This is a genomic window from Pseudomonas sp. NPDC087697 (assembly GCF_044743155.1).
In the GTDB taxonomy this organism is placed as follows: Bacteria; Pseudomonadota; Gammaproteobacteria; order Pseudomonadales; family Pseudomonadaceae; genus Aquipseudomonas.
The window spans coordinates 406,455-430,733 of the sequence record NZ_JBIUVW010000001.1 but is presented as its reverse complement, the minus strand read 5'-3'; the positions used below and the strand labels follow the sequence as shown (position 1 = coordinate 430,733).

Genomic DNA, 24,279 nt, shown 5'->3' with positions numbered 1-24,279 from the left:
AGTGGCTGATATGCTTTCCAATTTAACGGCAGACGAAATCAAACTCATAGTGCGCAATTTCAGATCTGCGCTCGATATCAAGCGAGATTCTCAATCCATTTACGAGAGTCGCATTGCGATTCATCAGCTGACAGAAAGAGCACATCAAGCCGGCAGGCTTTTAGACGCCGATTTGAGTTGTATTATTGATCTTGTTCTTGCGTACAACTGGCTTGAGGATGCGGCCAGAGCCGGACCGGTTACATCGGTCGTCAATGAGACCTACAAATATCGCCCTTACACGAGTGATCGCTTGAGGGAACTCCAGATTAAGATTCGGCATTAACTAAAAACTATTTTCGAAAACAAAACCTCGCTTCGGCGGGGTTTTTTTATGCCTGCAAAGCGGGCGAACCATACCCAAGGGGTGCATCAAGTGGCAGAAGAAAACGAAATCGACCTGGAAAACCCGGCAATCAAGGCCGCTATCGCGACTGCCGTTGAAACCTCTGTTTCTGGGCTGAAAACCAAGAACACCGAGCTGCTAGGCAAGCTCAAAGATACGACCGGCAAGCTGAGTCAGTTCGAGACCCAGTTCGAAGGTATCGACATTGATGCCGTCAAAGGGCTGCTGGCCAAAGCCGGCCAGGACGAAGAAACCAAGCTGCTGACCGAGGGCAAGATCGACGAAGTATTTGGCAAGCGCACTGAACGCCTGCGTGGTGAGTTCGAAAAGCAGTTGGCCGGTGAGAGAACTCGGGCAGAAAAGTCCGAAGCGTTCGCCAACAAGTTCCGAGACAAGGTACTCGGCGACTCGATTCGCGCCGCTGCAATCAAGGCCGGTGCGCTGCCTGAAGCGACAGACGATCTGATCCTTCGTGCCAGAGGGCAGTTCACGCTGAACGAAGAGGGCGATGCTGTCGCAGTCGACAAGGAAGGCCAGGCCATCCTCGGCAAAGACGGCAAAACCCCTCTGACCCCGCTCGAATGGGCGGAATCTCTGCGCGAAAGCGCACCTCACCTGTGGCCAAGGGCTTCAGGAACAAATGCCCCGGGCGGGGGTGGCGGCCAGGCTGCATTCAAACGCTCCGAAATGACCTCCGAGCAGAAGCGCGACTATCAGCGCAAGCACGGCCAAACCGCATATCTGCAATTGCCCAAGTAAGGGGATTGACCCATGGCTACAACCGTAAACAGCGACCTGATCATCTACAACGATGAGGCGCAAACCGCATATCTGGAGCGCGTTCAGGACAACCTGGACATCTTCAACGCATCGTCCAACGGCGCGATGGTGCTCGACAACGAGCTGATCGAGGGTGACTTCCGCAAGCGTGCGCTCTACAAGCTGAACGGCTCCCTGGAGCATCGCGACGTCAACTCTGAAGGCAAGGTCGTTGCGAAGAAGATCACCGCCGGCGAAGCCGTTGGCGTAAAAGCTCCCTGGAAGTACGGCCCGTACCAAACCACCGAAGAGGCCTTCAAGCGCCGCGGCCGTCCGGTAGAAGAGTTCTCCCAGATTGTCGGTGCCGATGTGGCTGACGCAACTCTGGAAGGCTTCATCCAGTACGCCACCGCTGCACTGCGCGCCGCGATCGGCTCGAACCCAGGCATGGTGGTTTCGGCCAACATCGAAACCGATGGCAAAAAGACGCTGACGCGCGGCATGCGTAAATTCGGCGACAAGTTCGGTCGCATCTCTCTCTGGGTCATGCACTCGAGTGCTTACTTCGACATTGTCGATGAGGCCATCACCAACAAGATCTACGAAGAGGCGGGAGTGGTGATTTACGGCGGTCTGCCGGGCACTCTCGGCAAACCAGTGTTGGTGACTGACACCGCGCCGGCGGATGTGATCTTTGGTCTGCTGCCGAATGCCGTGGCAATCACTGAGTCTCAGGCGCCGGGCTTCCGCTCCTACGACGTGAACGATGAAGAAAACCTCAGCCTTGGCTACCGCGCTGAAGGGACCGTGAACATCGATGTGCTGGGTTACAGCTGGAAGGCTGACACCGGTGGCTCCAACCCGACGCTGTCTGCTGTGGGCTCCCCAGCCAACTGGGTCAAACATGCCGGCAGCGACAAGGTCACCGCCGGCGTGATGATCAAGCTGACTGCTACACCACCAGTTACTGGCGGCTAACCCACACATCAAGCAGCGGTCAGAAATGGCCGCTCTGGAGAGCGTTATGGAACTCATCTACACCAATCAGCTGGACGGCTTCGACCCGAACAAGCGCTACCGTAATGCCGATCTGTTTCGCTCCGTTGAAAGCGGAGTGACAAAGGTTGTTGTCGTTGGTGATCACCCAGCCATTGTTGACGCTTATGAGGCGCTGGGTGTCGAAGTCATCGTCTCCGAGTTGCCTGCTGCTCAAGGAGAGGTGGAAACCGATCCGTCGAAGATGGGCGTCGCCGCCCTGCGTGAGTGGTTGACGGCGCAAGGCATCGACTATGATCTCAAGGCTCCCAAGTCCGAAATCATCAAACTCATTCCAGCGAGCTAACTCATGACTCTGATCGTCGAGGATGGCACCAGCAAGCCAGACGCCGAAAGCTATGCAAGCGCCGCGGACTTGGTCATGTACGCGAGTAAGTTTGGCGTGGTCATTCCGACGGAAGAGATTGCGCAAGAGGCGCTGCTGCGCCGGGCGGCCTTGGCGATGGATGGCATGACCTGGAAGGGGCGAAAGTCCAGCAGTGACCAGGCTCTGGCCTGGCCGCGCAGGGAGGTGCATTTGGATGGCGAGAACAAGCCACACAACTACCTGCCGGCGCGCATCCAATATGGCCATATGGCGCTGGCTGCCGAGATCCATACCGATGATATTGACCCGGTGGAGAAGCGCAAGGGCGCGGTGCTGCTGGATCGCGTCGAAGGGGCGGTGACACGGCAGTACGCGGCAATACCCAATACCAGCAACCGACTGCTGCCAGCTGCACCAGATCGGCCGAGCGCTACTCAGTTTGCTGACTACTTGCAGCAGCGCGGGTTGTTTGCCGTTCGGGCGTGAGTTAGCGTGAGGCTCCTTCTTCTGTTGGAGCGTGGAAACTATGAGCATCGTATTCTTTAACGCTGCTGAGGCTGCAGCATGGGATCAGTATTTCGCTGCAGCACTTCCTCTTGCGAAAGCGCAAACAGATCTGACAGAAAATAGCTCGGAAAAACAGTGGGATAACGTTTTCAAGGAAGCGGCCCATTTTGCGGACAAGATGATTGAAGAGCGTCGTGTCCGCACATAAATAAGCCCGGCCATCGAGCTGGGTTTTTCACATCTGGAGCCCCCATGGCCTTCTACGACGAATTGGCCGTGATGGCTCTGGAGATGATTACAGAGTTCGGCCAGCCGGTGACTATCCGGGACATCATCAAAGGTGCATACGACCCGAGTACCAGCAAAACGCGGCCTGACTCCGTCGTTGAGCGTACAGCCCAAGGCATCATGCTCGACTTCACCGGGCAAGAGTTTCAGACCAACTCCTTGATCAAGGTCGGCGACAAGAAACTGAAGATTGCGGCAAGCGGGCTGACCTCGACGCCGACATTGCTGAGCAAGGTCGTTGCCCAAGGTCGAACCTGGACCATTGTCCCACCACTGAAAGAGATCAACCCGGCCGGCACGCCGATCCTGTACGAGCTGCAGGTGCGGTCGTGAGCAATCGATATGCCGGCATGAATGGCAGCTTCGCCGAGAACATCCGGCAGTTTGCCGAGCAGGCGAAGGCGGGCATCGACGCGACATTCCGCGAGATCGTCATTGAAATCGGCAGCAGCGTTATTCGCATGTCACCGGTAGGCAACCCTGAAATCTGGGCGGCCAACGTTGCGCATCGCCAAGCGAACACTCGAGCGGCCGACGACTACGACTTCAAGGTGGCCGTGCGCAACACGGTCATCAACCTGACCGACAGCAACTTCACCAAGGCCGGAAAACTCAAGCGTGGTGTGAAGTACGCGAAGCCTCTGACCAAGACCGAGCGCGATCAGAACTTCAATGTGAATGGGCTGGTCGCCGGCAAGGGGTACGTCGGCGGGCGCTTTCGCGGCAACTGGCAGTTCTCAATCGATACCCCGGCCGAGGGCGTGCTGGATCAGATCGACCCATCAGGCAACGTGACGATCGCGGTACTGCGCGCCCAGGTGCAGGCACTGACCATTGGGCAGACGGCGTACATCGTGAACAACCTGGCTTACGGAATACCGCTCGAGTATGGACACTCCAAGCAGGCGCCCGGCGGCATGGTTCGAGTGACCTTGACCCGCTTCCAAAAGATCGTCGATGACGCCATCAGGAACAACCAGGTATGAGCCACACAATAATTCGACAGCTATTTGAGAGGCGCCTGAGCGACTGGGCTACAGCTCGCAAACCACCGCTGCGGATCGACTCTGAAGGTGTCGTCTTCGAGCCGGAAGATGATGAAACCTACGTCAAGGCTTTCGCCATTCCGGCCAGTACAGGCAGCAACACGCTTGGCGGTGACCACCGTGTTTATACCGGTGTGTTTCAGGTGAGCATCGTGACGCCATCGGGTTCTGGTCCGGGTATGGCTGAAGACTTGGTGGACGAGATCGCCGAGCTATACCCGCTCTACCTTCGCCTCAACCGCGGTGACTTCGAAGTCATCGTGCTGACGCCGGTGGAGCCAAGCCCCGGTATTCCAGACAACACCACTTACACCGTTGCCGCGTCGTTTCAGTACCGCGCTGATACCAACTAATTCGCCCGTTGGGCAAACCCAGAACCCGCCTTGTGCGGGTTTTGTTATTTCTGAAAAGAGGACAACTCAAATGGCGTTCAAATTACCCAATGGCGGCACCGTTCAGCACGCTGCCACCTATGCCACCGCGCTCGCATTCACTGCGCTTTCCAATGCCTCCGAAGCAGTAGCTACGGTAGCTGGCGGCACTCTTGCTGCTGGTGACATTGTGCTACTTACTTCCGGCTGGAGCCGCCTGAACAACAAGGTAGCCCGGGTCAAGGCAGCTACTGCGATCGCGGTCACTTTCGAGTCCATCGATACCACTGATACTCAGGTTTATCCGGCCGGTGGCGGCACTGGGACCATGAAAAAGATTTTGACTTGGGTACAGATCCCGCAAGTTAACGACGTCGCGTTCTCGGGCGGCGAGCAAAACTATCTTGACGTGGTGTTCCTGGAAGACGACCAAGGCAAACAGATCCCGACCGACAAATCTGCCGCTAGCATGGTGCTGACCATCGCCGATGACCCGGCCCAGGCCTTCAACGCCGTGTTGCTGGCTGCCGACGCGGGCAAGCAAGTGCAGGCTGCACGCCTCAATCTGCCAGGCAACGACACGCTGTTCTATGGCACCTACACCTCGTTCTCCAAGCAGCCGGCAGTATCGCGCAACAACCTGCTGACCCGCACCGTCAACCTGGCACTGCAGGCGGAGCCAACCCGTTACCTGACTGCGGTGGCGTAACCCATGGCCAAGTTCAAGCTGATTCAAAACCCTACGTTCAAGGCTGACGTGATGATCCCACGAGTCGGCGGCGATCCGATGAAGGTGCCGTTCGAGTTCAAGTATCGAGACCGGACTGAACTCGCGACGCTGTATACCGAATGGGGTGAGCGTAACAAGACGTTGGGCCTGAAAGTCGAGGAGATGGGTCTCGAAGAGTTCACGGCAGCGCAGATCGACATTCAGGTCGAGCAGATCAAGGCGGTGGTCGTCAGCTGGGACTTCGACGAGAAGTTCACCGACGAGAACATTCGCATCCTGGTCAGCTCGATCGTCTCGACGCCCAGCGCGGTGTTGGCTGCGTACTCCGAGGCCTTCAACCAGTCCCGCTTGGGAAACTCCTAAGCGTCGCGCGCGCCCTCTACGAGCAAGGGCCTTCGGCTGAAGAGCTGAAGACCTTCGGCTTCATGGTCGGCGACCTGACTGGGCAGGACTGTGAAGTCTGGCCGGATGTCTGGTCGTCATTCCAGGTCTTCGAGGCCATGAGCACTCAGTGGCGTACAGGCGCGTGCGGCGCAACGGGGTTGGACTACGGCGTTCTGCCCAACGTGATTCGAATGTGTGGCGTGCCTCTCGGTGAGCGGCAACGCATCTTCAGCGATATCCGTCACATGGAAGCTGAAGCCCTGCAGGTGATGGCGGAACAGAGGGACAGTAAATGAGCACCACCTTCGCATCGATCGGCATCGCAGTAGAGTCGTCGGACGCCGTCAAAGCTGCTGACGACCTGGACAAGCTGGTCGATGCGGCAGAGGGCGCAGAGAAGGCGATCGACGACCTCGGCAAGACTGGCGTCGGGCTGGCTGATACTGGCAAGAAGATCGTTCAGGCCGAGACTGAGATCGCGCAAGGCATCGAAAAGTCCACCAGTGCCCGGGAGCGGCAGGCCGGTGCCAGTCGCAAGGTAGTCGACAGTGCCTTCTCTGAAATGGGCGTCATCCGCAACCTGAATGCTGCGATGGAGCGCAGCGGCGACAGTTACTCCTCGCTGGTCGCTGCCGGCGATCTGTTGAATAAGGCTCGTGCAAAGGGGCTGGTTACTGCTGAGGCCGAGCTTGAGTATGAAAACAAAATCTTCGCTTCGCATGAGCGCCTAGAAAAGGCAGCAGCCAAGGAGGCAGCACAGAAACAACGGCTGATCGACGCTGAGAACAAGCAGAACGAGGCGCTAAAGCGCACGGTCAACAGCATTGATCCGGTCACCGCAAAGCTGGCTAAGCTGGAGGCGCAGGAAAAAGCCGCGCATGAGGCTTTTCGCCGCGGTGCTATCGATGTCGAAAGCTATAACGCGGCCCTGGCTAAGGTCGGCAAGGACCGGGCTGGTGTCACCGGCGCGACCGGAGCATTCGACAAACTGAAGCTTGGCACCCGCCAGGCGCAAGAGAACGTCGTTCAGCTTGGCAATGCGTTGTCTTCTGGCGACTGGGGCAGTGGCGCGCGCGCAGTGGCTCAATTGGGCGCGGGTGCTGGCGCGTCCGCGGCTGGCTTGCTAGCCATTCTCGCTCCTTTGGCGCTGGCCACCGCTGCGGTGGGCGGGCTGGCTTACGCCTATCACATGGGCAGCGAAGAGCAGGATGCTTACAGCAAGGGCATGATCGTCACCGGTAATTCGGCAGGTTTAAGCGCTGGGCAGCTTGCTGATATGGCGCGTCAAATTAGCGCAAGCGTGGGTACCACTGGCCAGGCCGCCGAAGCGCTCGCGGCACTGGCAGGGAATGGCAAGATCGCAGGCGAAAGCTTCGCCGGCATCACGCAGGCCGCCGTGTCTATGCAGGAAGCAACCGGTAAAGCGATCAGTGAAACGATTGGCGAATTCACGAAGTTGGCGGATGACCCCGTCAAGGCATCCGCAGCACTGAACGAGCAGTACCACTATCTGACAGCCTCGGTTTACTCACAGATTGCTGCACTGGAAGAGCAGGGCGACCACGCGGGCGCGGTGAAGCTGGCGACTGAGCAGTATGCAGATGCGATCAATGAGCGCACGCCCAAGATCCTTGAGAATTTGAGCTTTTGGGAGAAGGGCTACAACGCTGTTGCCCGAGCAGCTGACAATCTGAAGAACCTTGGACGGCAGGATATCGATGCCGATATCGATCGGGCGCGTAAAAACCTGGTCGGGGCTCAATCAGGCAATATCGGTGCATTTCAAAATCAAAAAGAGATGGTTGAGTTCTACAGCAGCCAACTCAACATGCTCGAGGACCAGAAAGCCGCTGCTGCCGACATCGCCAAATTTGATGGGGAGCAGGCGAAGGCTCAGCTCGCATCTCAGAATGCAATGATCAAGATCGACTCACTCACCAAATCCTCTTGGACGAATGAGCAGAAGCGCACAGATGCACTGAAGGAATATCGTCGACAGCTTGATGATATCCGCAAGACTGACCCGAAAGATAAGCGCCTTGATCAGACCGTCGTCGATAAAAACATCGCGAACATCAACGACAAGTTCAAGGACTCAAAAGCCGCAGCGGGCAGTGTCGATCTCACCGGCTTCAACGACGCCAAAAATCAGCTCGCCTCGATTGTGGCCGAATACAGCAACGCCCAAAAGCAGCTGGAGGCCGCGCAGAAAGCTGGTCTCATCTCCCAGGCTGAGTACGTGCAAAAGCGTGACGGCCTGATCGGCAACGAACGGGATGAGGTCACGGCAGCCTACGAAGCCGAGATTGCGGCGCTGGAGGCCGTCAAAGGCAAGGCCAGCACCTCAGCTGCTCAACGCATCCAGTTGGACCAGAAGATTGCCGACGCACGAACAGCGATGGTCAAGGCGCAGAAGGATGCTGATAGCCAGCTTGAAGTGCTCGCCACAAGCGAAACCGGCCGACTGGCCAAGCAAGAGCGCGCGATCACTTCGTACGCTCAAGCGCTAAATCAGCAACAGAAAGCGTTGGAGCTGGCCGGGCGGCGGGCTGTTATCGGAGTTGGCCAGGGTGATCGGCAGAACGCGCTCAGTGGTGAGCTGAATAGCCAGCAAGACCGGTTCGCTCAGCAGTCGCTGGAACTTGCAAATCAGAAATCCGACCCGTCGCGCGACATGTCCGACGAAGAGCTCACCCGCAAATCTCAAGCCCTCGCAGACGCGAACAAGGCGGCTACCGATCAGATCCGGCAGAACTATGCGGATGTCGAAGCGGCGCAGGGTGACTGGACGAAGGGCGCGACATCGGCCTGGGCCAACTACTTGGATTCGGCGCAGAACGTCGCTGGCCAGACCAAGAGCCTGTTCGGCAACGCCTTCAGCTCGATGGAAGACGCGGTCGTCAATTTCGCCATGACCGGGAAGTTGTCGTTCGCCGATTTCACCAAGTCGATTCTGGCGGACATGGCGCGGATTGCGACACGACAGGCGAGCTCGGCGTTGCTGAGTAGCCTGGTCGGCGCTGGCATCAGTTACTTCACTGGTAGCGGTACCGGCGCAACAGGTGCTGCAACGGCCGGCGGTGCAGAGGCTGGCGCACAGAGCTTCGGCAGTCAGTTTGATGCGAGCTCCGCCTCGGTGAACTTCGGTGGTGGCCGTGCCTCAGGGGGCGGCGTCGATCCCAACACCCTGTACGAAGTGAACGAGAAAGGGCCGGAGCTGTTCAGTCAGGGCGGCAGGTCCTACCTGATGACCGGTGCCGAGGGCGGTAGCGTTACACCGCTAACGTCCGGTGGTGGACCGGGCATTGCTGCAATGGGTGGCTCGGGAGGTGGAGGCGTTTACAATTTCCCTATCAGTGTTACGGTCGATGCGTCCGGTAACAGCACTGCAACCGGGCCAGGCGCTACGGACCCTGCCGCCTTAGGCAAGGGAATTCAGGAGGCCGTTAAAGGTGAAGCCGAGTCTGCCATCCGGAAAGGCTTGCGGCCTGGCGGAAGCATATGGAACGCCATCAACGGAAGAGCTTAATTGAAGTTTAAATACGAGAACCAAGACCTTTTTAATGCTGTAAATCAAGCGATCGTTAAATTTTTTCTCGGGAATTTACCGGCCGATTGCAGCGCTGCTGAGATAAGAGCAAGAGCAAAGGCCTATGCATCTGCCGTAGGTCGCTTTGCGGCGACCACCCATCCTGATTTTGAGAGCGTCGAGGATTTGCGAGATGCAATGGAAAGAATGGAGATTGAGTTTATTGAGAGCGTTTCAGATTTTACAGTTGAAGAGTTGCGACCAGGTGGGCGATTTTGGAGTAAGTAAAGGACTGGCAGCTGGGGCGGCTCATGGCTCTTGAAACCTTCACCTGGCCGATCGAGAAGGGTGCTGCTGGCGAGATCAGCCAGCGGACCCGGACCAAACAGTTTGGCGATGGCTATGGCCAAACGGTTTCGGACGGCATCAACAACAAGATGCAGTCCTGGCCGATCAGTCATACCGGTGGGAAAGCGCGGATCAAGGAGATCATAACCTTCCTCGATCGCCACCAGGGCGCAAAAGCGTTTCTCTGGACGCCGCCGCTCGGCGAGCTTGGGCTCTACAAATGCAACGGCTACAAGCCAACCCATAAGGGCGGTTCGGTGTACGCGCTGACCGCCACCTTCGAGCAAACCTTTCACCCTTAAGGGAAACCCTGATGGCATTAATCACGGACATCCAGAAACTGGAGCCCGGCGGGGAAGTGCGGCTGTTTGAAATCGACGGCACCGAGTACGGCGCCGACGTACTGCGCTTCCATGCTCACGCAATCCCGCACTCACCGGAAGAACTCCTGGCCTATGCCGGTTCGCCGGATGAGCTGCCGGCGAAATCGATTTGGTGGCAAGGCAACGAGTACGCGGCCTGGCCGGTGCAGATCGAAGGCATTGGTGCGGACAGCAATGGCACCGCCACTCGCCCAACTTTCAGCGCAGGCAACATTAACGGTCGGATCACCGCGCTGTGCTTAGCGTTCGAGGATCTGCTGAAGTTCCAGCTGACGGTTCGCGAGACGCTGGCCCAGTACCTGGATGCGGCGAACTTTCCTGAGGGCAACCCGACCGCCGACCCGACGCAGGAAGCACTGGAAATCTGGTACATCGACCAGAAGACCGGTGAAGACGGCGAAGTCGTGCAATGGGAGCTGTCCTCGCCAGGCGAGATCGATAACCACGGGCTACCCGGCCGGCAGATGACGACCTTTTGCCACTGGGCAATGACTGGCGGTTATCGCGGTCCGGACTGCGGCCACACCAGCAGCGCCATGTTCGACGACGAGGACAACCCCACGGATGACCCGAGCAAGGATCAATGCAAGGGTGGACTGAAGTCCTGCAAGTTGCGTTTCGGTGAAAACCAACCACTGAGTCACGGCGGTTTCCCCGCTGTTTCCCTGATCGCTCGGAGCTGACCATGCGTAAGCACATCCTGAGCACGATACAGGCGCACGCGGCTGCCGAGTACCCGAAAGAGTGCTGCGGCCTTCTGCTGGCGATCGGGCGGAAGCAGCAGTATTTCCCGTGCCGCAATATCGCGACCGAGCCGAACGAAGAGTTCCGGCTTGATCCGGAGGACTACGCCGCGGCGGAAGACCTGGGAGAGGTGATTGGCATTGTTCACTCGCACCCAGATGCCACCAGCCGACCGTCACCGCATGACCTGGCCATGTGTGAGGCGACCGGTTTGCCCTGGCACATTCTGAGTTGGCCCGAGGCAGATTTGCGCAGCCTCACACCGACCGGCAGCACGCCGCTGCTCAATCGACCTTTCGTGCATGGCGCCTGGGACTGCTGGCAGGTCTGCGCGGACTGGTACAAGCGCGAATGGGGGCTTGAGTTCGAAGCCTTCAAGCGCGCCGATGGCTGGTGGGAAAGCAATGACAGCGCCAGTCTGTACGAGGCTAACTATGAGGCGGCCGGGTTTTGCCGGGTCGATCAGCCGCAGCGCGGCGACATGGTCGTGATGGAAGTAGGGCGGACGGTTCACCCGAACCACGCCGGGATTTTCCTCGGCGCTGATCCGGCGCTATCTGGCGAGGATGCCGTCACTTTCGGACCTGGTCCGTTCCTATTGCACCACCTGTACGGCAGGCCGAGCGAGATCATCGTTTTCGGCGGCCCATGGCTGGACCGAACGCGTCTGATACTTCGTCATAAATCGAGACAAGCTTGATGTGTATGTCTAAACAGTATCGACTCAGCAAGTGAAGCCCAATACCCTGATCACATTTGCGCGAGGCTAAACCATGTTGCCTGAGCCAGGGTTGGCGATAAATAAGCTGTCGGAAGACCGGCTACGTCTTTGGCACAAGATTGCAGAGACGCACTTTGTTGATGAGCTTGAGATACGGCGCTTATTTAATCGGATTGATAACTTGCTCATCGATCCTGGCGTTGAATTTACTGTTGCCTCAATTGCATTGCACGAACAGGCCTATCTTTTTGCTTACCAGATGAAAACGGATAATTCATTACACCTATTCAAAGATGCTCAGCGAGCCGGGCTTGATAAGCTTGCGGTATCTATTTCTACCGCTCACGCACTTTACATTTGTGGAGAAATTGAAATGTCAAAGGATGAGATCTTGCGCTCAGACATTTCTGATGCGGAAAACGCAGGACTGTCAGGGTTGGCCGATAGCTGTGTTCATACGGGCTTACTTCAGAAGGCAAGAGATCTTTATATTCGCTCAGGAAAGCAAAAAGGCGAGGTGAGTACTCAGGTCATTCGCGCTGCAGAAATCATGGACCAGATTGGTGCCAATGACGACCAGGTAGTGCGTAGAATTGCCACTGCTGCAAGGGTCATAAAATCCATGTCAACTCACCCGTTCATTGCCTACGATTTGTTTGCAATGCATGATGAAGGAATACTGTATCGATTCGTTGTAAAGGGCAGTACTGAAAGGCTGGTCGAAATTGATATGGCTATCGACGAAGCTTTGCTCAATGAGTTTGATGAGGAGATTGATGAGGTATTGTCGATTGGTTTAGCGCCCTATGAGTTAGGCGCAAATATTTTGGCTGCGGATGGTTATTATGTCGGTGTGTAGCGATGAGTTGCTGATGCTTGCAGATGCTCTTATTGAAAGCAGTGATGAAGCGAGTAACCGCGCATGCATCAGTAGAAGTTATTATGCTCTTTATCATGAGGCCTTATTGGCTGCGTCGGCCCTGTCTCTTCCAGGTGACGAGGAAGTAAAAACGGCGCACGAGAAGCTTATACGTCGTTTTACTTGTGCGACTAAAGGGCTTGTCTCTATCGGAAAGAGCATTCGAAAGCAAAAGCAATTACGAGCGATGGCTGATTACGAGATCGATTCTGACTTGAATGCGTCCGAGGCCCGATTCCACCTTGCTACCAGCAAGAGACTAGTTAATGACTTGAGAAGGATTACGGCAAGCATTCACGCCTGAGTCTCTCGACGAAGATTTGTCCTGATAGTGATTTCTTCGTTTTTGACGCTCAATGCTACATTGCTCGCCATATCTCAATGAGGGAACGACATGAAATTGTTTGTAGGGGCTTTGGCGGTGGCGCTGCTTTCTGGCTGTACTGATAGCGGCCCGATAAAGGTAGGGCCGGACACCTACACGATTTCAACGCGCGTTCCCTTCGGCGGCCCGGCCTCCGCGAAAGGGCAGGCTCTGAAGGAGGCAAACGCGTTTTGTTTGTCCCAGGGAAGGGAGATCCTCCTCGACCATATGCAGGCGAGTGAATGTGCTTTGCAAGGCGGCTGTGGTGAAGCGGAGATTTTCTTCTTTTGTCTAGCCTCGAATGATCCGCAGCTGAAGCGCCAAAAATACAGTGCCGATCCAACCCAGAAGATCGAGATTGATCAGCGGTAGACCGCTTCTGTAGCAGGATCGGCTGAAAGCCGCGGCAGCCTAAGGCTTCCGACTCTTTGACATGAAAAAGCCCAGTCTAGCGCTGGGCTTTGTAGTTTCTGGGATTCGTACAGGCTGAGGTGTCATCACTGCACGATGCTTTCGTGCATCCTGGTGAATGACCTTTTTCGACCCTTTGCGGCCAGTCGACTTACTTAGAGGTAAATGCAAGCTCCACCCCACCATATGGCTTGCTGCAACCTACCGAGGTTCAATCCCCGTTTCGTACAAGACGCGCATTCACGCTCATCACATCCTTCGGTTCATCAATTTGAACCGGAGGCGGTATGACAATAAAAAGATCAATGGCAGCACTTGCCGTGGTCGCGGCAAGTCTGCTGGGTAGCGGCAGTCTATTGGCCGCCGAGCCTTGCGCTCTCTGCACGGTGACCGATGGGGGAATCGTCCAGGGGATTCGCGAGGGGGCGGGGCTAGCATTCAAGGGAATCCCCTATGCCGCACCGCCGATTGGTACCTTGCGTTTCCGCCCGCCACAACCTGTCGAGAAGTGGCAGGGCACTCTGGAGGCGACGCGCTTTCGTTCCACCTGCCCGCAGGTCAAGGATCCGCTGGAGCGCTACCCTTATGAGCCCAGTGCTCACACCGACGCGGTCTCCGGCGAAACGTTGGAGGTCTACGAGAATGAGGACTGCCTGCACCTGAACGTCTGGACGCCGGCCGTAGATGGCAAGAAACGACCTATTATGGTGTTCATCCCCGGTGGCGCCTTCATAGTAGGGAATGGATCGTCCGACTTCTATACAGGGCAGCACTTGTCCAGGCGTGATGTGGTGGTTGTGGCATTGAACTATCGTGTCGGCCTGTTTGGCTTTATGGAGCTGGGCAAGCTCGATCCGAGCTATATGGGCAGTGGTAACAACGGTCTGCGTGACCAGATTGCCGCGCTCGAGTGGGTGAAGCGCAACGCCCAGGCTTTCGGTGGCGACCCCGATAACATCACGGTGTTCGGTGAATCGGCGGGCAGCATCTCCATCACCGCGCTGCTAGCGACGGCCAATCCTGAAAGCCTGTTCCACCGGGCCATCGCGCAGAGTGGTGGGGTGAACCTGATTCATACCCGTGACTTTGCCTTTTCCGCTGCGGCACTGATTGGCAACTCGGGGAAACTTAAAACGCTGGCGCAGTTGCTCAAGGCATCTGCGCTGGAGTTACTGAACCAGCAGACAGCGGCAACGCTCAATACCGAGCACGGCGACAGCCTGTTCGCGCCGTACCGGGACGGGCAACTGGTCGTCGGCAACCCCAACCAGCTCATCCCGGCCGGGCATGCGAAAGGTATCGACCTCATGGTCGGTGCCAACCAGAACGAGATGAACTACTGGAGCCTGTATGACAGCAAGCAGCGCAACCCCTTCACGGAGCAGACCGACCTGGGGCCTGCTGCCCCTATAATCCCGGACGAGCTACGTAGCCACCTCGATCAGGCGCTTGCGCCCGCAAGCCTGGATGCGCTCTATGCCGAAAGTCTGAAGACGCGGGATCAGTCGTTGATTCGCCAGGCACAAAACGACGATTTTGTGATGATCCAGCCGATGACCCGGCTGGCAGAGATGCAGGCTGCTCACAACCCCAATACCTACCTGTACCGGTTCCAGTGGAAGGTTCCGCTGGGTTTCCTGGAGTCCGGCCAGCCGGACTTGGGGGCAACCCATGCGCTGGAGTTGCCTTTCGTCTTCGGCACCCTAGATCTAGATTGGGTGCCTGGTGGTGGAAAGCTCGGCCACGCCCGGCGTCAGGAGGAGCAATTGCTCGCCAGCCAGATGATGGACGCCTGGACTAACTTTGCCCGCACGGGCAATCCAAACGGTAAAACGGTGCCGCACTGGCCCCGATACGACTCCAGCTCTCGCCAGACCATGCTCTGGAGCACCACGTCCGGGATCAAAGTCGACCCCGATGCATCCCGTCGCCAAGCTTGGGCGAATTGGCCGTTCGGACTTTTTCCTGACGGGCTCTGACGGATCTTTCCATTCAAACCACAACCCTGCGGATCGCTCAGTCGGCGGGGGAGTTCGCCTCACAAAAATAAGAATAGAGGATTGCTGATGAAGGCAGCCAATGCGGTGATTGTTGTTCTCTTGAGCCTGGTCGCTCTGCGCGCTTCGGCGCTTCCCCTGGGAAATGGCTATGACCTGAGCCTGGAGTTGACCGCCATCAACGACTACCGCTCGAAGGGTATCTCGCAAACCTTGGGGGATCCGGCTGCCCAGGCTGGAGCCACCTTGTCCACCCCGTTCGGGCTCTATGCCGGCGTATGGGGCTCGTCCGTCGACTTCGGTGAGGGCACCCAAACCCGGTTTGAGCAGGACTTCTATGCGGGCTGGTACGTACCTTTGAGCGACGATCTGTCCTTCGATCTGGGCTACATCAAGTACGTCTATCCCAAGGACAGTCTGTTCAACCAGACTGCCACCTACGGCAGACTCAAATTCCATGGTCTGGAGCTGACCGCCGCGTACTCGGACGACCTGCTCGGGAATCAGAGCAATCTCTACAGCTATGTCGCTTACGAACTGCCTCTGAACGAAAAGACCCACCTGAACCTGCGCTACGGGCTGATGGATTACAAAGATGACATCATCCAGTCCAGCAGTGGCAAGGGCAGATCGCGCTACGACGAATGGGAGGTGCGGCTTTACCGCGACTACGCTGGCCTTACCTGGAGCGCAGGCCTGGTGGGTACGGATCTCTCTCGAACCGAGTGTCAATCATTAACGGGGTACGATGACCTTTGCAGTGCGAATGTACTGATAGGTGTCAGCAAGTCCTTCTGAGTCAATCCCCAGCGATGGTTCTGTCGTCACCGGTCTGTCGCTGGGCCCCAACAAAATGCTTGGCTTCGCCAAGATGATATCGAGCGATTTCCATGCACGGCGAGACACAGTGCGTCTATGTGAGCGAGGGCTGGATGATGTATGCCGGACCGGGCGGCTTCGATCGCTCGGAAATGGTGGCACCCAGCCTGATCCTCAGTCGCCCGGGCACCTTCCTGCGCTGCGAGATGGATGATGGCCGGCTGATCGATTCGGCCGGACTACTGCATGCGAGTGGCCGGTGGAGTTCCGCAGCCGGAGATGGTCTGGTGATCATCTACTTCGATCCCCTCAGCGCAGAAGGGATGGGCATCCAACGATCACTGGGGGAGCAGGTAATGGCGCAGTGGTCAATTCCCGGAAAACTACCTTGGAATGATCTGCTCTTTGACAACCTGTGTTCTGGGAATATCCCACGATCTGCGGTGGTCGCTTGGATGGAAAATTGTCAAACGGAGATCAGAGGGATGCAGTCGCCTTTCCGTGTCGATGAACGCTTGCTACGGGTTGCCAGCACCATCGCCAGCGATACTGAAGGGCGTCTAAGCCTGAAGCCATTGAGCCGAATTGCCAATCTTTCTCCCGATCACCTGCGGCAGCTGTTCAAGCAGCAGGCAGGGATGACACTGTCCAAGTACAAGGCCTGGAGGCAGCTGCACGGCATGGTGTGCTATGTATGCGAAGCCACGGAAGACTGGTTATCCCAAGGCACCGGGGAGGCCATTCACTTCGCAGGTTTCTACGATGACGCTCATGGGTACAGAGCGTTGAGCCATTATTTTGGGTCGCGCAAATCGCTGTCGAGCATTTCGTTACACACAGTGAATTGCTTGGCGAGGAGCGGCCAGTGGGACAGCGGTTGATTCTGAGGTTGCAGTTGAGGCGGTCAAGCGGACCAGCATTTCTGCATTAGCCGAGACTGTCGCAACGACTGACCGCTTTTGGCCGATTTTTGCCGGTCGCGACTGACCGAAATCGACCGATTCTGTTGAAAAAGTCGGCTTCGGTTTCCACGGCAGAAAAGTGCGCATCTGAGATTGAAATCTGTGTTTTGCGCAGAAGGTTCAGGGCTCAGATTTGACGTAGCAGCGCGCAAAAAAGCGTTTTCGCCGCTCAATGCATGGCTAGCCAGGCCGGGTCGACTTTTTCAACACAATAGGCCGAATATAGACAGTTAGAATCGACATCCTGCCAAGGACCGGATGTAGTCGATACTCATCAAGTGCGTATGCCTGATCAGATGGAGTGAGGGGGAGGAGCTGATCCACTGACCCGCTCAGACGTGAAAAAGCCCAGTCTAGTGCTGGGCTTTGTTGTTTCGTGAGGACCTCACACCGAACGGTGTCAAAACAGTCAATGAGCAAAATATAAACTTTTTAGAGCCTGGGAGATCAACAATACAAGGGGGTGACTTAAATCGAAGTGCCACCGGTTTATGATATGGCTCTCAGCGGTGGCATCCATGCATGGGTTCTGTAAGGACCCAGGAGTCGTCATCATGAGATCCTTTCGCTTACTTGCGTTTTCTGGAGCTGCTGTGGTTGCGCTGTCGGGATTGCCTGCGGCGGTATTGCACGCTGCCAGCAGCGAGCCGATTGACACGTCAGCAGTGCAACTTGAGCAACAACAGCAGAACGGTATTGCCTATCTGTCGGGTGGTATTGGTCTGGACGAATCACGAGCCATTCAGCAGGCCAAGGGATACAGCCTGCACATGACCTTTTCCACCGGTCCGGGCAATAAATACGTCCCTGATGTCGATGTCGCGATTCAGAATATGCAGGGACATTCAGTGCTGACGCTGAGTCAGGTTGGGCCTATCGTTTACGTTCAGTTGCCCCCCGGAAAATATGTCATCGTCGGAACTCGCAATGGGCACGAACAACGAGGCACCATTGAGCTCCAAGGCGGGACAGTTCGTGATCTGAATCTCCACTGGAGCGATGCCACATAATCGCTGATGCCTGAAAGTCATTAGTATTTCTTCAAACGCTACAACCCACAAGAAGCCGACACTAGGCGCAATGCTGTTCACTTAAGTGGAGCAGCATTGCAGTCTAGAGCCGGGTATTTTTGGTTCTGGGATTCGTTCAGCTTGGCGAGTGCTTTTTTCGACCCAAAGCTTCCGGACAGGTGTGCGCATATCGGCACAGATATGCCTTCCGGATTACTTCCAGCGAAGCCCCGCTACTGACTTGCCCATACCTCTAGTGACCAGCGGGTGCCTCATATTGAATGAGGATTGCATTGGCCAACTCTTCGTCGCTGGCCTTGAGGTCTGGATGGTCGTGCCGAATCTGATTCAACACTGACTCCAGATAGACACCTCGAATCGCACCCCCACTCGCCACGTAGCTGGAGGCGTCATCGCGGGCGGAAGCGACCATTTTGTGGTCCTTGAATGTCGAATACAACGACACGGAAATCCCTGCCGAAGTAGCAACGTCGCGCGCATCAATGTCGGGCCTGTGGGCAATGGCGGAACCAAAGGGCAGACAAAGCATTAGCAAAGGGATGAGGAATATGCGGCGCATGGCGTGTCCTCCGAAAACATGAAGTCAAAATGACTTACCCTATATTTTTTGATACGTAGTGCCAGCTAGGAGTTCCCTGTCGGTGGCGCATCCCGGCTCAGATGGCGTGAGGGGGAGAGGCTGATTCACTGATAAACCAGATACGACAAAGCCCAGTCTAGTGCTGGGCTTTGTCGTTTCTGGGGTGGTGCAACAGGGAGAGGGGTCGCTCTTGCTCGGTGCTTACATGTAACTCGGCGAATGTTTTCTTTCGACTGTGGATTCAACCGGTCATCGCGCCATCGCGATGACCTGGTAGCGGCCATTCGTGCCTGTGTCTCAACCGTCGAAAAAATATTGCAGTACGATATCGATTTCCGGAACCCCGTTCGTCGTTCCGATGCCAGGCCGATGAGGCCAGCTCAAACAAGGAGACAGACGATGCGTGTGATTGTGTTCGTGAAGGCTACCGACGACAGCGAAAAGGGCATTCTCCCCACGACCGAGATGTTCGAGGCGATGGGCAGATATAACGAGGAGCTGGTCAATGCCGGCATCATGCTCGTTGCCGACGGCCTCAAGCCCTCCTCGCAGGGCAAGCGTATTGCGTTCGATGGTCCCGGCCGTACGGTCATCGACGGACCTTTCGCCGAGACCCGCGAGCTGGTCGCCGGCTTCTGGCTTTGGGAAGTCAAGGACATGGACGAGGCGGTCGCCTGGGTGAAGCGTTGCCCCAATCCCATGCCGGGACCGAGCGAGATCGAAATTCGGCCGCTGTACGAGATGGCTGATTTTTGATAAGAATCTGACACCGGAGGTCACGGCCCACCGTCCGCTACTGGCCGATGCTGTTGAAAAAATCGGCTTCGGTTTCCACGGTATCCTGCCGAGGAGCGGGTGCAGTCGATACTCATCAAGTGCGCATGACTGATCAGATGGCATGAGGGTGGGGAGCTGATGCGCTGACCCGATCAGATGTGAAAAAGCCCAGTCTAGTGCTGGGCTTTTTAGTTTCCGACTACCCAGTGCTAAAGTCTCGCCAAATCTCAACGAGGGAACGACATGAAATTGCTCGTAGGAGCTTTGGCGGTGGCGATGCTGGCGGGGTGCTCGACGCCAGGCGATCTAATGAAGAATGATCCCACGATCAGTGCAAGCAGCAACAAGGCGCCGAAACAGTACGCACTCTGCGTACTTCCTAAATGGCAAGAGGAGCGCTCAACCTCAACCATGTCTGAGACAGAAAGTGGTTACCGTTTGATAGTCGCTACAGACATGATGACCGACGAGGTGCTTGAGATCGGCAGCTCTGGCAAGGGCAGCAAGGTGGCGCTGTATCAGCGCATGCCATGGTCAAAGATGGTGGGAAGAGGCGCAATAGAAGACGCTGTGCGCCGCTGCTTATAAATAGCAACTCAAAGAGACCGCCTATCCAGGCGGTTTTTTTACATCCGGAGAAAAGCAATGTCCGCACTCGCAACTGAATATCAACCGCTTACTACAATTTTGCTTTATGGACAGCTTCGGCAGTTTGGTCGCTCTTTTAGGCTGTCAGTACGATCGCCTGCCGAGGCAATCAAGGCTCTCTGTGTCCAGATTCCTGGTTTCGAGCGCTTCATTTCCAATGCTAAGTCTAAAGGGCTGGAGTTTGCTGTTTTTCGAGGTTCGAAGAATCTTGGAGAGAAGGAGTTGGGCTATGGCGGTGCTGGTGATATTCGAATCGCTCCAGTAATCACGGGCAGTAAGCGTGCAGGGCTCCTTCAGACCATCATAGGTGTAGTGCTGATCGCTGCTTCATTCTTTGCAGGCCCCGCAGGACCTGGGCTCATGGCGGCGGGTATTGCGATGGTCGCCGGCGGGGTTATCCAAATGCTCAGCCCCCAACCCAAAGGCCTGAAAACCAGCGCAGCCCCCGAAAACACACCCGGATATGCATTTGGCTCCGCCAAGAACACCACTGCATCCGGTAACCCGGTACCGCTCTGCATCGGCAAACGCCGGTGGGGCGGGGCGATCATCAGCGCCGCGATCTACGCCGAAGACCAGATGTAGCAAGACCACCAAACACCGCAACCACCCATGAGGTGGTTTTTTATTGCCTGGAGAAACGCATGGGCGCAGCACAGAAGATCGACATCTACGGCGCCAAGGGCGGATCGGATAAGCCAAAGACCCCGACTGAAGCGCCGGACAGCCTGCGCTCGGTGGCGATGGCCAAAATCCTGATTGCCGTGGGCGAGGGTGAGTTCGCCGGCAATCCGACCGCGCAAGATATCTACCTCGACAACACGCCGCTGCAAGATCCGCAGGGAAACATGAACTTCCCAAACGTGAAGTGGGAGTACCGCAGTGGCTCAGTCGAGCAGGGCTATATCCAGGGTATCCCCTCGATCGAAAATGAAACCTCTCTCGGCATCGAACTGCGCAGTGGCACCCCCTGGGTTCGCGCGATCAGCAATACCGAGCTTTCGGCCGTACGTCTGCGTTTTGCCTGGCCAATGCTGCAGTCGGTGGACACCAACGGCAACGTCAACGGTTATCGGATTGAGTACAAAGTAGAGCTGGCCACCGACGGAGGCGCGTATCAGCAGGTTCTCTATGAGGGTGTGGATGGCAAGACCACCAGCACCTACGAGCGAACCCGTCGAATCGACCTGCCGGCGGCGTCCAGCGGCTGGCTGATCCGCGTGACCCGCATTACGCCCAACCAGAACAACAATAAAATCGCCGACACCATGCAGATTGCCGGCTTCACCGAGGTGATCGACGCCAAGCTGCGCTACCCGAACACCGCCTTGCTCTACATCGAGTTTTCGGCCGAGCAGTTCCGCAACATTCCAGCGGTGACCGTGGACTGCCGCGCCCGAAAGTGGCAGGTGCCGAGCAACTATGACTCGGACAGCCGCTCGTATATCGGCATCTGGGACGGCACGTTCAAACAAGCCTGGACTGACAACCCTGCCTGGGTCACCTACGGCATCACCGTCAACGATCGCTTCGGCCTCGGTCGGCGCATCAAACCGTGGCAGGTCGATAAGTGGGAGCTGTACCGGATCGCCCAGTATTGCGACCAGTTGGTGCCGAACGGTGTAGGCGGGCAGGAGCCGCGCTTCATCTGCAACCTGAACCTGCAAGGCAAGGCTGATGCCTGGTCGCTGCTGCGTGACATCTCCGCCATTTACCGCGGTATGACCTATTGGGCTCAAGGCCAGGTCTTCACGCTGTCCGACATGCCGCGCGCCACCGACTTTGATTTTGCCTACACCCGGGCGAACGTCATCGACGGCAAGTTCACCTACTCGAGCGCATCGGAACGCACCCGATACAGCCGTGCGCTGATCAGCTACGACAACCCGGCGAACAACTACGACACCGACGTCACAGCGGTGACCGATGCCAAGTTGCAACGGCGCTATGGTGATAACCCACTAGAAATCAGCGCCATCGGCTGCACCCGAGAATCGGAGGCACAACGCCGCGGCAAGTGGGCACTGCTGACGAACTCGAAGGACCGCGGCATTTCCTTCAAGGTCGGCCTCGACGGTCGTATCCCACTGCCTGGCTATGTCATTCCCGTGGCGGATGAGCTGCTGGCTGGCCGCGCTGTCGGCGGGCGGATCTCGGCGGTGTCCGGCCGGGTTATCACTCTGGACCGTGACACTCAGGCCAAGGCCGGTGACCGACTGATTCTCAACCTGCCGAACGGCAAGTGCGAGGGCCGGACGGTACAGTTGGTCAGCGGTCGGAAGGTTACCGTGACCGTCGCTTATTCGGCGGCGCCTGAACCGCAGCTGGTGTGGGCTCTGGATGCTGACGACCTGGCCATTCCGCTGTACCGGGTGACCAGCGTGTCGCGACCAGAGCCAGGCGTCTTCGAAATCTCGGCCGTCCAATACGACCCAAGCAAGTTCGCTCACATCGACACCGGTGTCCGTCTGGAAGAGCGCCCCATCAGCGTGATTCCGATCACCGTGGTTCCGGCGCCGACGAGTGTCGCGATTACAGCAAATACCATCGTCTCCCAGGGGATTGCGGTCTCCACCATGACGATCGCCTGGCCGGCTGTACCTGGCGCCGTGGCGTATGACGTGGAGTGGCGCAAGGACAGCGGAAACTGGATCAAGCTGCAGCGCACCGGCGCGACCGGTATCGACGTGGCGGGTATCTATGTCGGCGCTTACCTGGCCCGCGTCCGCGCCGTGAGCGCCTTCGATATCTCGTCGATCTGGAAAAGCTCGAACCTGACCTATTTGAAAGGTAAGGAGGGCCTGCCGCCGGCTGTTTCGTACTTGAACGCGAGCCCGCTGATATTCGGCATCTACCTGAAGTGGGGCTTTCCTGCCGGTGCCGAAGACACCCAGCGCACGGAGATCTGGTACAGCCCGACCACCAGCCTGGAGATGGCCACCAAGCTGACGGATATGTCGTACCCGCAAAGTGATTACACGATGCTGGGCCTGCGCGCCGGTGTGACGCTCTTTTTCTGGGCGCGCCTGGTGGATCGGATCGGCAACATCGGTCCGTGGTATCCGATCGGCATTGGCGTCATGGGCCAATCGAGTTCGGATGCGGGGCCGATCTTGGACATGATCGGCGGCCAGATCAACGAGACCGAGCTCGGCAAGGATTTGCGGGACAAGATCGGCAAGATCGACGACCTGCAGGAGCAGCTCGACAAGCTGGACGACATCCTGCTGTACGACCCGGAGAAGACCTACGTCGCCGAGGACATGGTGCGGTTTGGCCAGCGCCTGTACCAGGCTGCGCAACCGGTACCGCTCGATACGCCGCCGCCCGACCCCGTGCATTGGCTGGACATCGGCAAGTCCATCGAGACGGCGAATGGCCAGGCCGAACAGGTGGCCTTCAACACCGCAGATATCACCGAGCTCGACGGCGTGGTCACGGCGAATGCTGCGGCGTTCCAGGCGCTGCGCGCCTCATGGCGTGACGACGACGGGCAGGGTGATTTGGATGGCGCGCTGAAGGAGTGGGGCAGTACGGCGGCGATTGCCACCGAAGAGAAGGTTCGGGCGTCGGAGAACCTGGCCACAGCGCAGCGGCTCACCACGGTTTCAGCTGAGGTAGGGGAGAACAAAGCCGCCGTCATCGAGCTGACGCGCACCGTCGCCACGGACAAGGAGGCGACCGCCGAGAAGATCACCAACCTCACGGCCGAAGTCGGCGATGCGTCGGCAAAGATCCAGGAGACCAGCAGAGCCTTTGCCGACCTGAACGGCAACCTGTCCACCATGTGGTCGGTGAAAATGGAGATGAACGCCCAGGGGCAGTATGTCGCCGCCGGTATCGGGCTGGGGATCGAGAACGTCAATGGGGTGTTCCAGAGTCAGTTCCTGGTCAATGCCGACCGTTTCTCGGTGGTGAACAACATCAACGGGATGCTCTCTACGCCGTTCACGGTGCAGGGCGGCCAGGTGTTCATGCGTTCGGCGTTCATCCAGGACGGCAGCATCACGATGCTGAAGATCGGCCAGGCCCTGCAATCCGACAACTACATTCCCGGAGTGTTGGGCTGGCGCCTGGATAAAGCTGGGAACCTGGAGTTCAACGGTCCCGCGCCAGGCGGTGGTCGGCTGACGATGACCAACAGAGCCGTCAAGGTCTACGACCAAAACAATGTGAAGCGCGTGCAACTGGGAGATCTCGACGCATGAGCCAT

29 protein-coding genes are annotated in these 24,279 nt (G+C 57.2%); 28 read left to right on the top strand and 1 reads right to left on the bottom strand.

Features of this window, described 5'->3' with window-relative positions:
• Window positions 1-10: 10 nt before the first annotated feature.
• The 24 genes from ACIPIN_RS01920 (at window position 11) to ACIPIN_RS01805 (ending at window position 18,040) form a co-directional block, all read left to right on the top strand.
• A complete protein-coding gene (locus tag ACIPIN_RS01920; protein ID WP_401114481.1) occupies window positions 11-325 on the top strand; it encodes a hypothetical protein in 315 nt (104 codons plus the stop codon).
• Between the two features lie 90 nt (window positions 326-415).
• Window positions 416-1,144, top strand: coding sequence for a hypothetical protein (locus ACIPIN_RS01915; RefSeq protein ID WP_401114478.1), 729 nt, complete (start codon window positions 416-418; stop codon window positions 1,142-1,144).
• Between the two features lie 12 nt (window positions 1,145-1,156).
• Window positions 1,157-2,122 (top strand): major capsid protein, encoded by a 966-nt coding sequence (locus ACIPIN_RS01910; RefSeq protein WP_401114475.1) that lies wholly within the window; start codon window positions 1,157-1,159, stop codon window positions 2,120-2,122.
• A gap of 46 nt (window positions 2,123-2,168) precedes the next feature.
• Window positions 2,169-2,486 (top strand): hypothetical protein, encoded by a 318-nt coding sequence (locus tag ACIPIN_RS01905; RefSeq protein ID WP_401114472.1) that lies wholly within the window; start codon window positions 2,169-2,171, stop codon window positions 2,484-2,486.
• 3 nt (window positions 2,487-2,489) lie between these two features.
• Window positions 2,490-2,993 (top strand): DnaT-like ssDNA-binding protein, encoded by a 504-nt coding sequence (locus ACIPIN_RS01900; protein ID WP_401114469.1) that lies wholly within the window; start codon window positions 2,490-2,492, stop codon window positions 2,991-2,993.
• A 40-nt stretch (window positions 2,994-3,033) separates the two neighbouring features.
• Entirely contained in the window at window positions 3,034-3,222 is a 189-nt protein-coding gene (locus tag ACIPIN_RS01895) for a hypothetical protein (RefSeq protein ID WP_401114466.1), read from the top strand.
• A gap of 44 nt (window positions 3,223-3,266) precedes the next feature.
• Entirely contained in the window at window positions 3,267-3,635 is a 369-nt protein-coding gene (locus tag ACIPIN_RS01890) for a hypothetical protein (protein WP_401114463.1), read from the top strand.
• Window positions 3,636-3,652: 17 nt separating this feature from the next.
• Window positions 3,653-4,288: a hypothetical protein gene (locus ACIPIN_RS01885; protein WP_401114714.1), complete on the top strand. Its 636-nt coding sequence runs from the start codon at window positions 3,653-3,655 to the stop codon at window positions 4,286-4,288.
• Window positions 4,285-4,701, top strand: coding sequence for a phage tail terminator-like protein (locus ACIPIN_RS01880; RefSeq protein ID WP_401114461.1), 417 nt, complete (start codon window positions 4,285-4,287; stop codon window positions 4,699-4,701). The genes ACIPIN_RS01885 and ACIPIN_RS01880 overlap by 4 nt, the downstream gene beginning before the upstream one ends.
• A 70-nt stretch (window positions 4,702-4,771) precedes the next feature.
• Window positions 4,772-5,428: a phage tail protein gene (locus ACIPIN_RS01875; protein WP_401114458.1), complete on the top strand. Its 657-nt coding sequence runs from the start codon at window positions 4,772-4,774 to the stop codon at window positions 5,426-5,428.
• A gap of 3 nt (window positions 5,429-5,431) precedes the next feature.
• Window positions 5,432-5,812 (top strand): phage tail assembly chaperone, encoded by a 381-nt coding sequence (locus tag ACIPIN_RS01870; RefSeq protein ID WP_401114456.1) that lies wholly within the window; start codon window positions 5,432-5,434, stop codon window positions 5,810-5,812.
• Window positions 5,813-5,874: 62 nt separating this feature from the next.
• Window positions 5,875-6,129: a DUF1799 domain-containing protein gene (locus ACIPIN_RS01865; protein ID WP_401114453.1), complete on the top strand. Its 255-nt coding sequence runs from the start codon at window positions 5,875-5,877 to the stop codon at window positions 6,127-6,129.
• Window positions 6,126-9,362 (top strand): phage tail tape measure protein, encoded by a 3,237-nt coding sequence (locus ACIPIN_RS01860; RefSeq protein ID WP_401114450.1) that lies wholly within the window; start codon window positions 6,126-6,128, stop codon window positions 9,360-9,362. The genes ACIPIN_RS01865 and ACIPIN_RS01860 overlap by 4 nt, the downstream gene beginning before the upstream one ends.
• On the top strand, window positions 9,363-9,650 hold the full coding sequence (locus ACIPIN_RS01855; RefSeq protein WP_401114448.1) for a hypothetical protein: 288 nt from the start codon (window positions 9,363-9,365) through the stop codon (window positions 9,648-9,650).
• Window positions 9,651-9,673: 23 nt separating this feature from the next.
• Window positions 9,674-10,012, top strand: coding sequence for a phage tail protein (locus tag ACIPIN_RS01850; protein WP_401114446.1), 339 nt, complete (start codon window positions 9,674-9,676; stop codon window positions 10,010-10,012).
• Between the two features lie 11 nt (window positions 10,013-10,023).
• The gene (locus tag ACIPIN_RS01845) at window positions 10,024-10,776 is read left to right on the top strand and encodes a phage minor tail protein L (RefSeq protein ID WP_401114443.1); all 753 of its coding nucleotides are present in this window, start codon (window positions 10,024-10,026) and stop codon (window positions 10,774-10,776) included.
• A gap of 2 nt (window positions 10,777-10,778) precedes the next feature.
• The gene (locus tag ACIPIN_RS01840) at window positions 10,779-11,537 is read left to right on the top strand and encodes a C40 family peptidase (protein ID WP_401114441.1); all 759 of its coding nucleotides are present in this window, start codon (window positions 10,779-10,781) and stop codon (window positions 11,535-11,537) included.
• A 73-nt stretch (window positions 11,538-11,610) separates the two neighbouring features.
• Complete coding sequence (locus ACIPIN_RS01835; RefSeq protein WP_401114438.1) at window positions 11,611-12,417, top strand: hypothetical protein; 807 nt, start codon at window positions 11,611-11,613, stop codon at window positions 12,415-12,417.
• A 13-nt stretch (window positions 12,418-12,430) separates the two neighbouring features.
• Window positions 12,431-12,781 carry a hypothetical protein gene (locus tag ACIPIN_RS01830; protein ID WP_401114436.1) on the top strand — a complete coding sequence of 117 codons (351 nt, stop codon included), beginning with the start codon at window positions 12,431-12,433 and terminating at the stop codon, window positions 12,779-12,781.
• A 90-nt stretch (window positions 12,782-12,871) separates the two neighbouring features.
• Window positions 12,872-13,213, top strand: coding sequence for a hypothetical protein (locus tag ACIPIN_RS01825; RefSeq protein ID WP_401114434.1), 342 nt, complete (start codon window positions 12,872-12,874; stop codon window positions 13,211-13,213).
• Between the two features lie 344 nt (window positions 13,214-13,557).
• The gene (locus ACIPIN_RS01820) at window positions 13,558-15,231 is read left to right on the top strand and encodes a carboxylesterase/lipase family protein (RefSeq protein ID WP_401114432.1); all 1,674 of its coding nucleotides are present in this window, start codon (window positions 13,558-13,560) and stop codon (window positions 15,229-15,231) included.
• Window positions 15,232-15,318: 87 nt separating this feature from the next.
• Window positions 15,319-16,047, top strand: a complete 729-nt coding sequence (locus tag ACIPIN_RS01815) for a TorF family putative porin (RefSeq protein WP_401114429.1) — start codon at window positions 15,319-15,321, stop codon at window positions 16,045-16,047.
• Window positions 16,048-16,139: 92 nt separating this feature from the next.
• The gene (locus ACIPIN_RS01810) at window positions 16,140-16,949 is read left to right on the top strand and encodes a hypothetical protein (RefSeq protein ID WP_401114426.1); all 810 of its coding nucleotides are present in this window, start codon (window positions 16,140-16,142) and stop codon (window positions 16,947-16,949) included.
• A gap of 635 nt (window positions 16,950-17,584) precedes the next feature.
• Window positions 17,585-18,040 carry a carboxypeptidase regulatory-like domain-containing protein gene (locus ACIPIN_RS01805; protein ID WP_401114424.1) on the top strand — a complete coding sequence of 152 codons (456 nt, stop codon included), beginning with the start codon at window positions 17,585-17,587 and terminating at the stop codon, window positions 18,038-18,040.
• 253 nt (window positions 18,041-18,293) lie between these two features.
• Here the strand turns inward: ACIPIN_RS01805 and ACIPIN_RS01800 are convergent, their stop codons facing one another.
• Window positions 18,294-18,620 (bottom strand): DUF2388 domain-containing protein, encoded by a 327-nt coding sequence (locus ACIPIN_RS01800; protein ID WP_401114422.1) that lies wholly within the window; start codon window positions 18,618-18,620, stop codon window positions 18,294-18,296.
• 420 nt (window positions 18,621-19,040) lie between these two features.
• On the opposite strand from ACIPIN_RS01800, the gene ACIPIN_RS01795 reads away from it, so the two are divergent.
• The 4 genes from ACIPIN_RS01795 to ACIPIN_RS01780 all read left to right on the top strand — a co-directional run bounded on the left by ACIPIN_RS01795 (window position 19,041) and on the right by ACIPIN_RS01780 (window position 24,274).
• The gene (locus ACIPIN_RS01795) at window positions 19,041-19,397 is read left to right on the top strand and encodes a YciI family protein (protein WP_401114419.1); all 357 of its coding nucleotides are present in this window, start codon (window positions 19,041-19,043) and stop codon (window positions 19,395-19,397) included.
• Between the two features lie 264 nt (window positions 19,398-19,661).
• A complete protein-coding gene (locus ACIPIN_RS01790; protein WP_401114416.1) occupies window positions 19,662-20,006 on the top strand; it encodes a hypothetical protein in 345 nt (114 codons plus the stop codon).
• A gap of 57 nt (window positions 20,007-20,063) precedes the next feature.
• Entirely contained in the window at window positions 20,064-20,651 is a 588-nt protein-coding gene (locus tag ACIPIN_RS01785; RefSeq protein ID WP_401114413.1) for a tail assembly protein, read from the top strand.
• Window positions 20,652-20,710: 59 nt separating this feature from the next.
• Window positions 20,711-24,274 carry a host specificity protein J gene (locus ACIPIN_RS01780; protein WP_401114411.1) on the top strand — a complete coding sequence of 1,188 codons (3,564 nt, stop codon included), beginning with the start codon at window positions 20,711-20,713 and terminating at the stop codon, window positions 24,272-24,274.
• Window positions 24,275-24,279 lie beyond the last annotated feature (5 nt).

What these genes read in the sequence shown, in the direction of transcription:
- ACIPIN_RS01880 (WP_401114461.1), top strand. Translation starts at nt 4,285, where the DNA reads ATGAGCCACACAATAATTCGACAGCTATTTGAGAGGCGCCTGAGCGAC.
- ACIPIN_RS01830 (WP_401114436.1), top strand. Translation starts at nt 12,431, where the DNA reads ATGCTTGCAGATGCTCTTATTGAAAGCAGTGATGAAGCGAGTAACCGC.
- ACIPIN_RS01895 (WP_401114466.1), top strand. Translation starts at nt 3,034, where the DNA reads ATGAGCATCGTATTCTTTAACGCTGCTGAGGCTGCAGCATGGGATCAG.
- ACIPIN_RS01835 (WP_401114438.1), top strand. Translation starts at nt 11,611, where the DNA reads ATGTTGCCTGAGCCAGGGTTGGCGATAAATAAGCTGTCGGAAGACCGG.
- ACIPIN_RS01875 (WP_401114458.1), top strand. Translation starts at nt 4,772, where the DNA reads ATGGCGTTCAAATTACCCAATGGCGGCACCGTTCAGCACGCTGCCACC.
- ACIPIN_RS01785 (WP_401114413.1), top strand. Translation starts at nt 20,064, where the DNA reads ATGTCCGCACTCGCAACTGAATATCAACCGCTTACTACAATTTTGCTT.
- ACIPIN_RS01910 (WP_401114475.1), top strand. Translation starts at nt 1,157, where the DNA reads ATGGCTACAACCGTAAACAGCGACCTGATCATCTACAACGATGAGGCG.
- ACIPIN_RS01885 (WP_401114714.1), top strand. Translation starts at nt 3,653, where the DNA reads ATGAATGGCAGCTTCGCCGAGAACATCCGGCAGTTTGCCGAGCAGGCG.
- ACIPIN_RS01780 (WP_401114411.1), top strand. Translation starts at nt 20,711, where the DNA reads ATGGGCGCAGCACAGAAGATCGACATCTACGGCGCCAAGGGCGGATCG.
- ACIPIN_RS01905 (WP_401114472.1), top strand. Translation starts at nt 2,169, where the DNA reads ATGGAACTCATCTACACCAATCAGCTGGACGGCTTCGACCCGAACAAG.
- ACIPIN_RS01850 (WP_401114446.1), top strand. Translation starts at nt 9,674, where the DNA reads ATGGCTCTTGAAACCTTCACCTGGCCGATCGAGAAGGGTGCTGCTGGC.
- ACIPIN_RS01920 (WP_401114481.1), top strand. Translation starts at nt 11, where the DNA reads ATGCTTTCCAATTTAACGGCAGACGAAATCAAACTCATAGTGCGCAAT.
- ACIPIN_RS01890 (WP_401114463.1), top strand. Translation starts at nt 3,267, where the DNA reads ATGGCCTTCTACGACGAATTGGCCGTGATGGCTCTGGAGATGATTACA.
- ACIPIN_RS01805 (WP_401114424.1), top strand. Translation starts at nt 17,585, where the DNA reads ATGAGATCCTTTCGCTTACTTGCGTTTTCTGGAGCTGCTGTGGTTGCG.
- ACIPIN_RS01790 (WP_401114416.1), top strand. Translation starts at nt 19,662, where the DNA reads ATGAAATTGCTCGTAGGAGCTTTGGCGGTGGCGATGCTGGCGGGGTGC.
- ACIPIN_RS01845 (WP_401114443.1), top strand. Translation starts at nt 10,024, where the DNA reads ATGGCATTAATCACGGACATCCAGAAACTGGAGCCCGGCGGGGAAGTG.
- ACIPIN_RS01800 (WP_401114422.1), bottom strand. Translation starts at nt 18,620, where the DNA reads ATGCGCCGCATATTCCTCATCCCTTTGCTAATGCTTTGTCTGCCCTTT.
- ACIPIN_RS01810 (WP_401114426.1), top strand. Translation starts at nt 16,140, where the DNA reads ATGCACGGCGAGACACAGTGCGTCTATGTGAGCGAGGGCTGGATGATG.
- ACIPIN_RS01865 (WP_401114453.1), top strand. Translation starts at nt 5,875, where the DNA reads ATGGTCGGCGACCTGACTGGGCAGGACTGTGAAGTCTGGCCGGATGTC.
- ACIPIN_RS01820 (WP_401114432.1), top strand. Translation starts at nt 13,558, where the DNA reads ATGGCAGCACTTGCCGTGGTCGCGGCAAGTCTGCTGGGTAGCGGCAGT.
- ACIPIN_RS01840 (WP_401114441.1), top strand. Translation starts at nt 10,779, where the DNA reads ATGCGTAAGCACATCCTGAGCACGATACAGGCGCACGCGGCTGCCGAG.
- ACIPIN_RS01825 (WP_401114434.1), top strand. Translation starts at nt 12,872, where the DNA reads ATGAAATTGTTTGTAGGGGCTTTGGCGGTGGCGCTGCTTTCTGGCTGT.
- ACIPIN_RS01795 (WP_401114419.1), top strand. Translation starts at nt 19,041, where the DNA reads ATGCGTGTGATTGTGTTCGTGAAGGCTACCGACGACAGCGAAAAGGGC.
- ACIPIN_RS01815 (WP_401114429.1), top strand. Translation starts at nt 15,319, where the DNA reads ATGAAGGCAGCCAATGCGGTGATTGTTGTTCTCTTGAGCCTGGTCGCT.
- ACIPIN_RS01870 (WP_401114456.1), top strand. Translation starts at nt 5,432, where the DNA reads ATGGCCAAGTTCAAGCTGATTCAAAACCCTACGTTCAAGGCTGACGTG.
- ACIPIN_RS01860 (WP_401114450.1), top strand. Translation starts at nt 6,126, where the DNA reads ATGAGCACCACCTTCGCATCGATCGGCATCGCAGTAGAGTCGTCGGAC.
- ACIPIN_RS01900 (WP_401114469.1), top strand. Translation starts at nt 2,490, where the DNA reads ATGACTCTGATCGTCGAGGATGGCACCAGCAAGCCAGACGCCGAAAGC.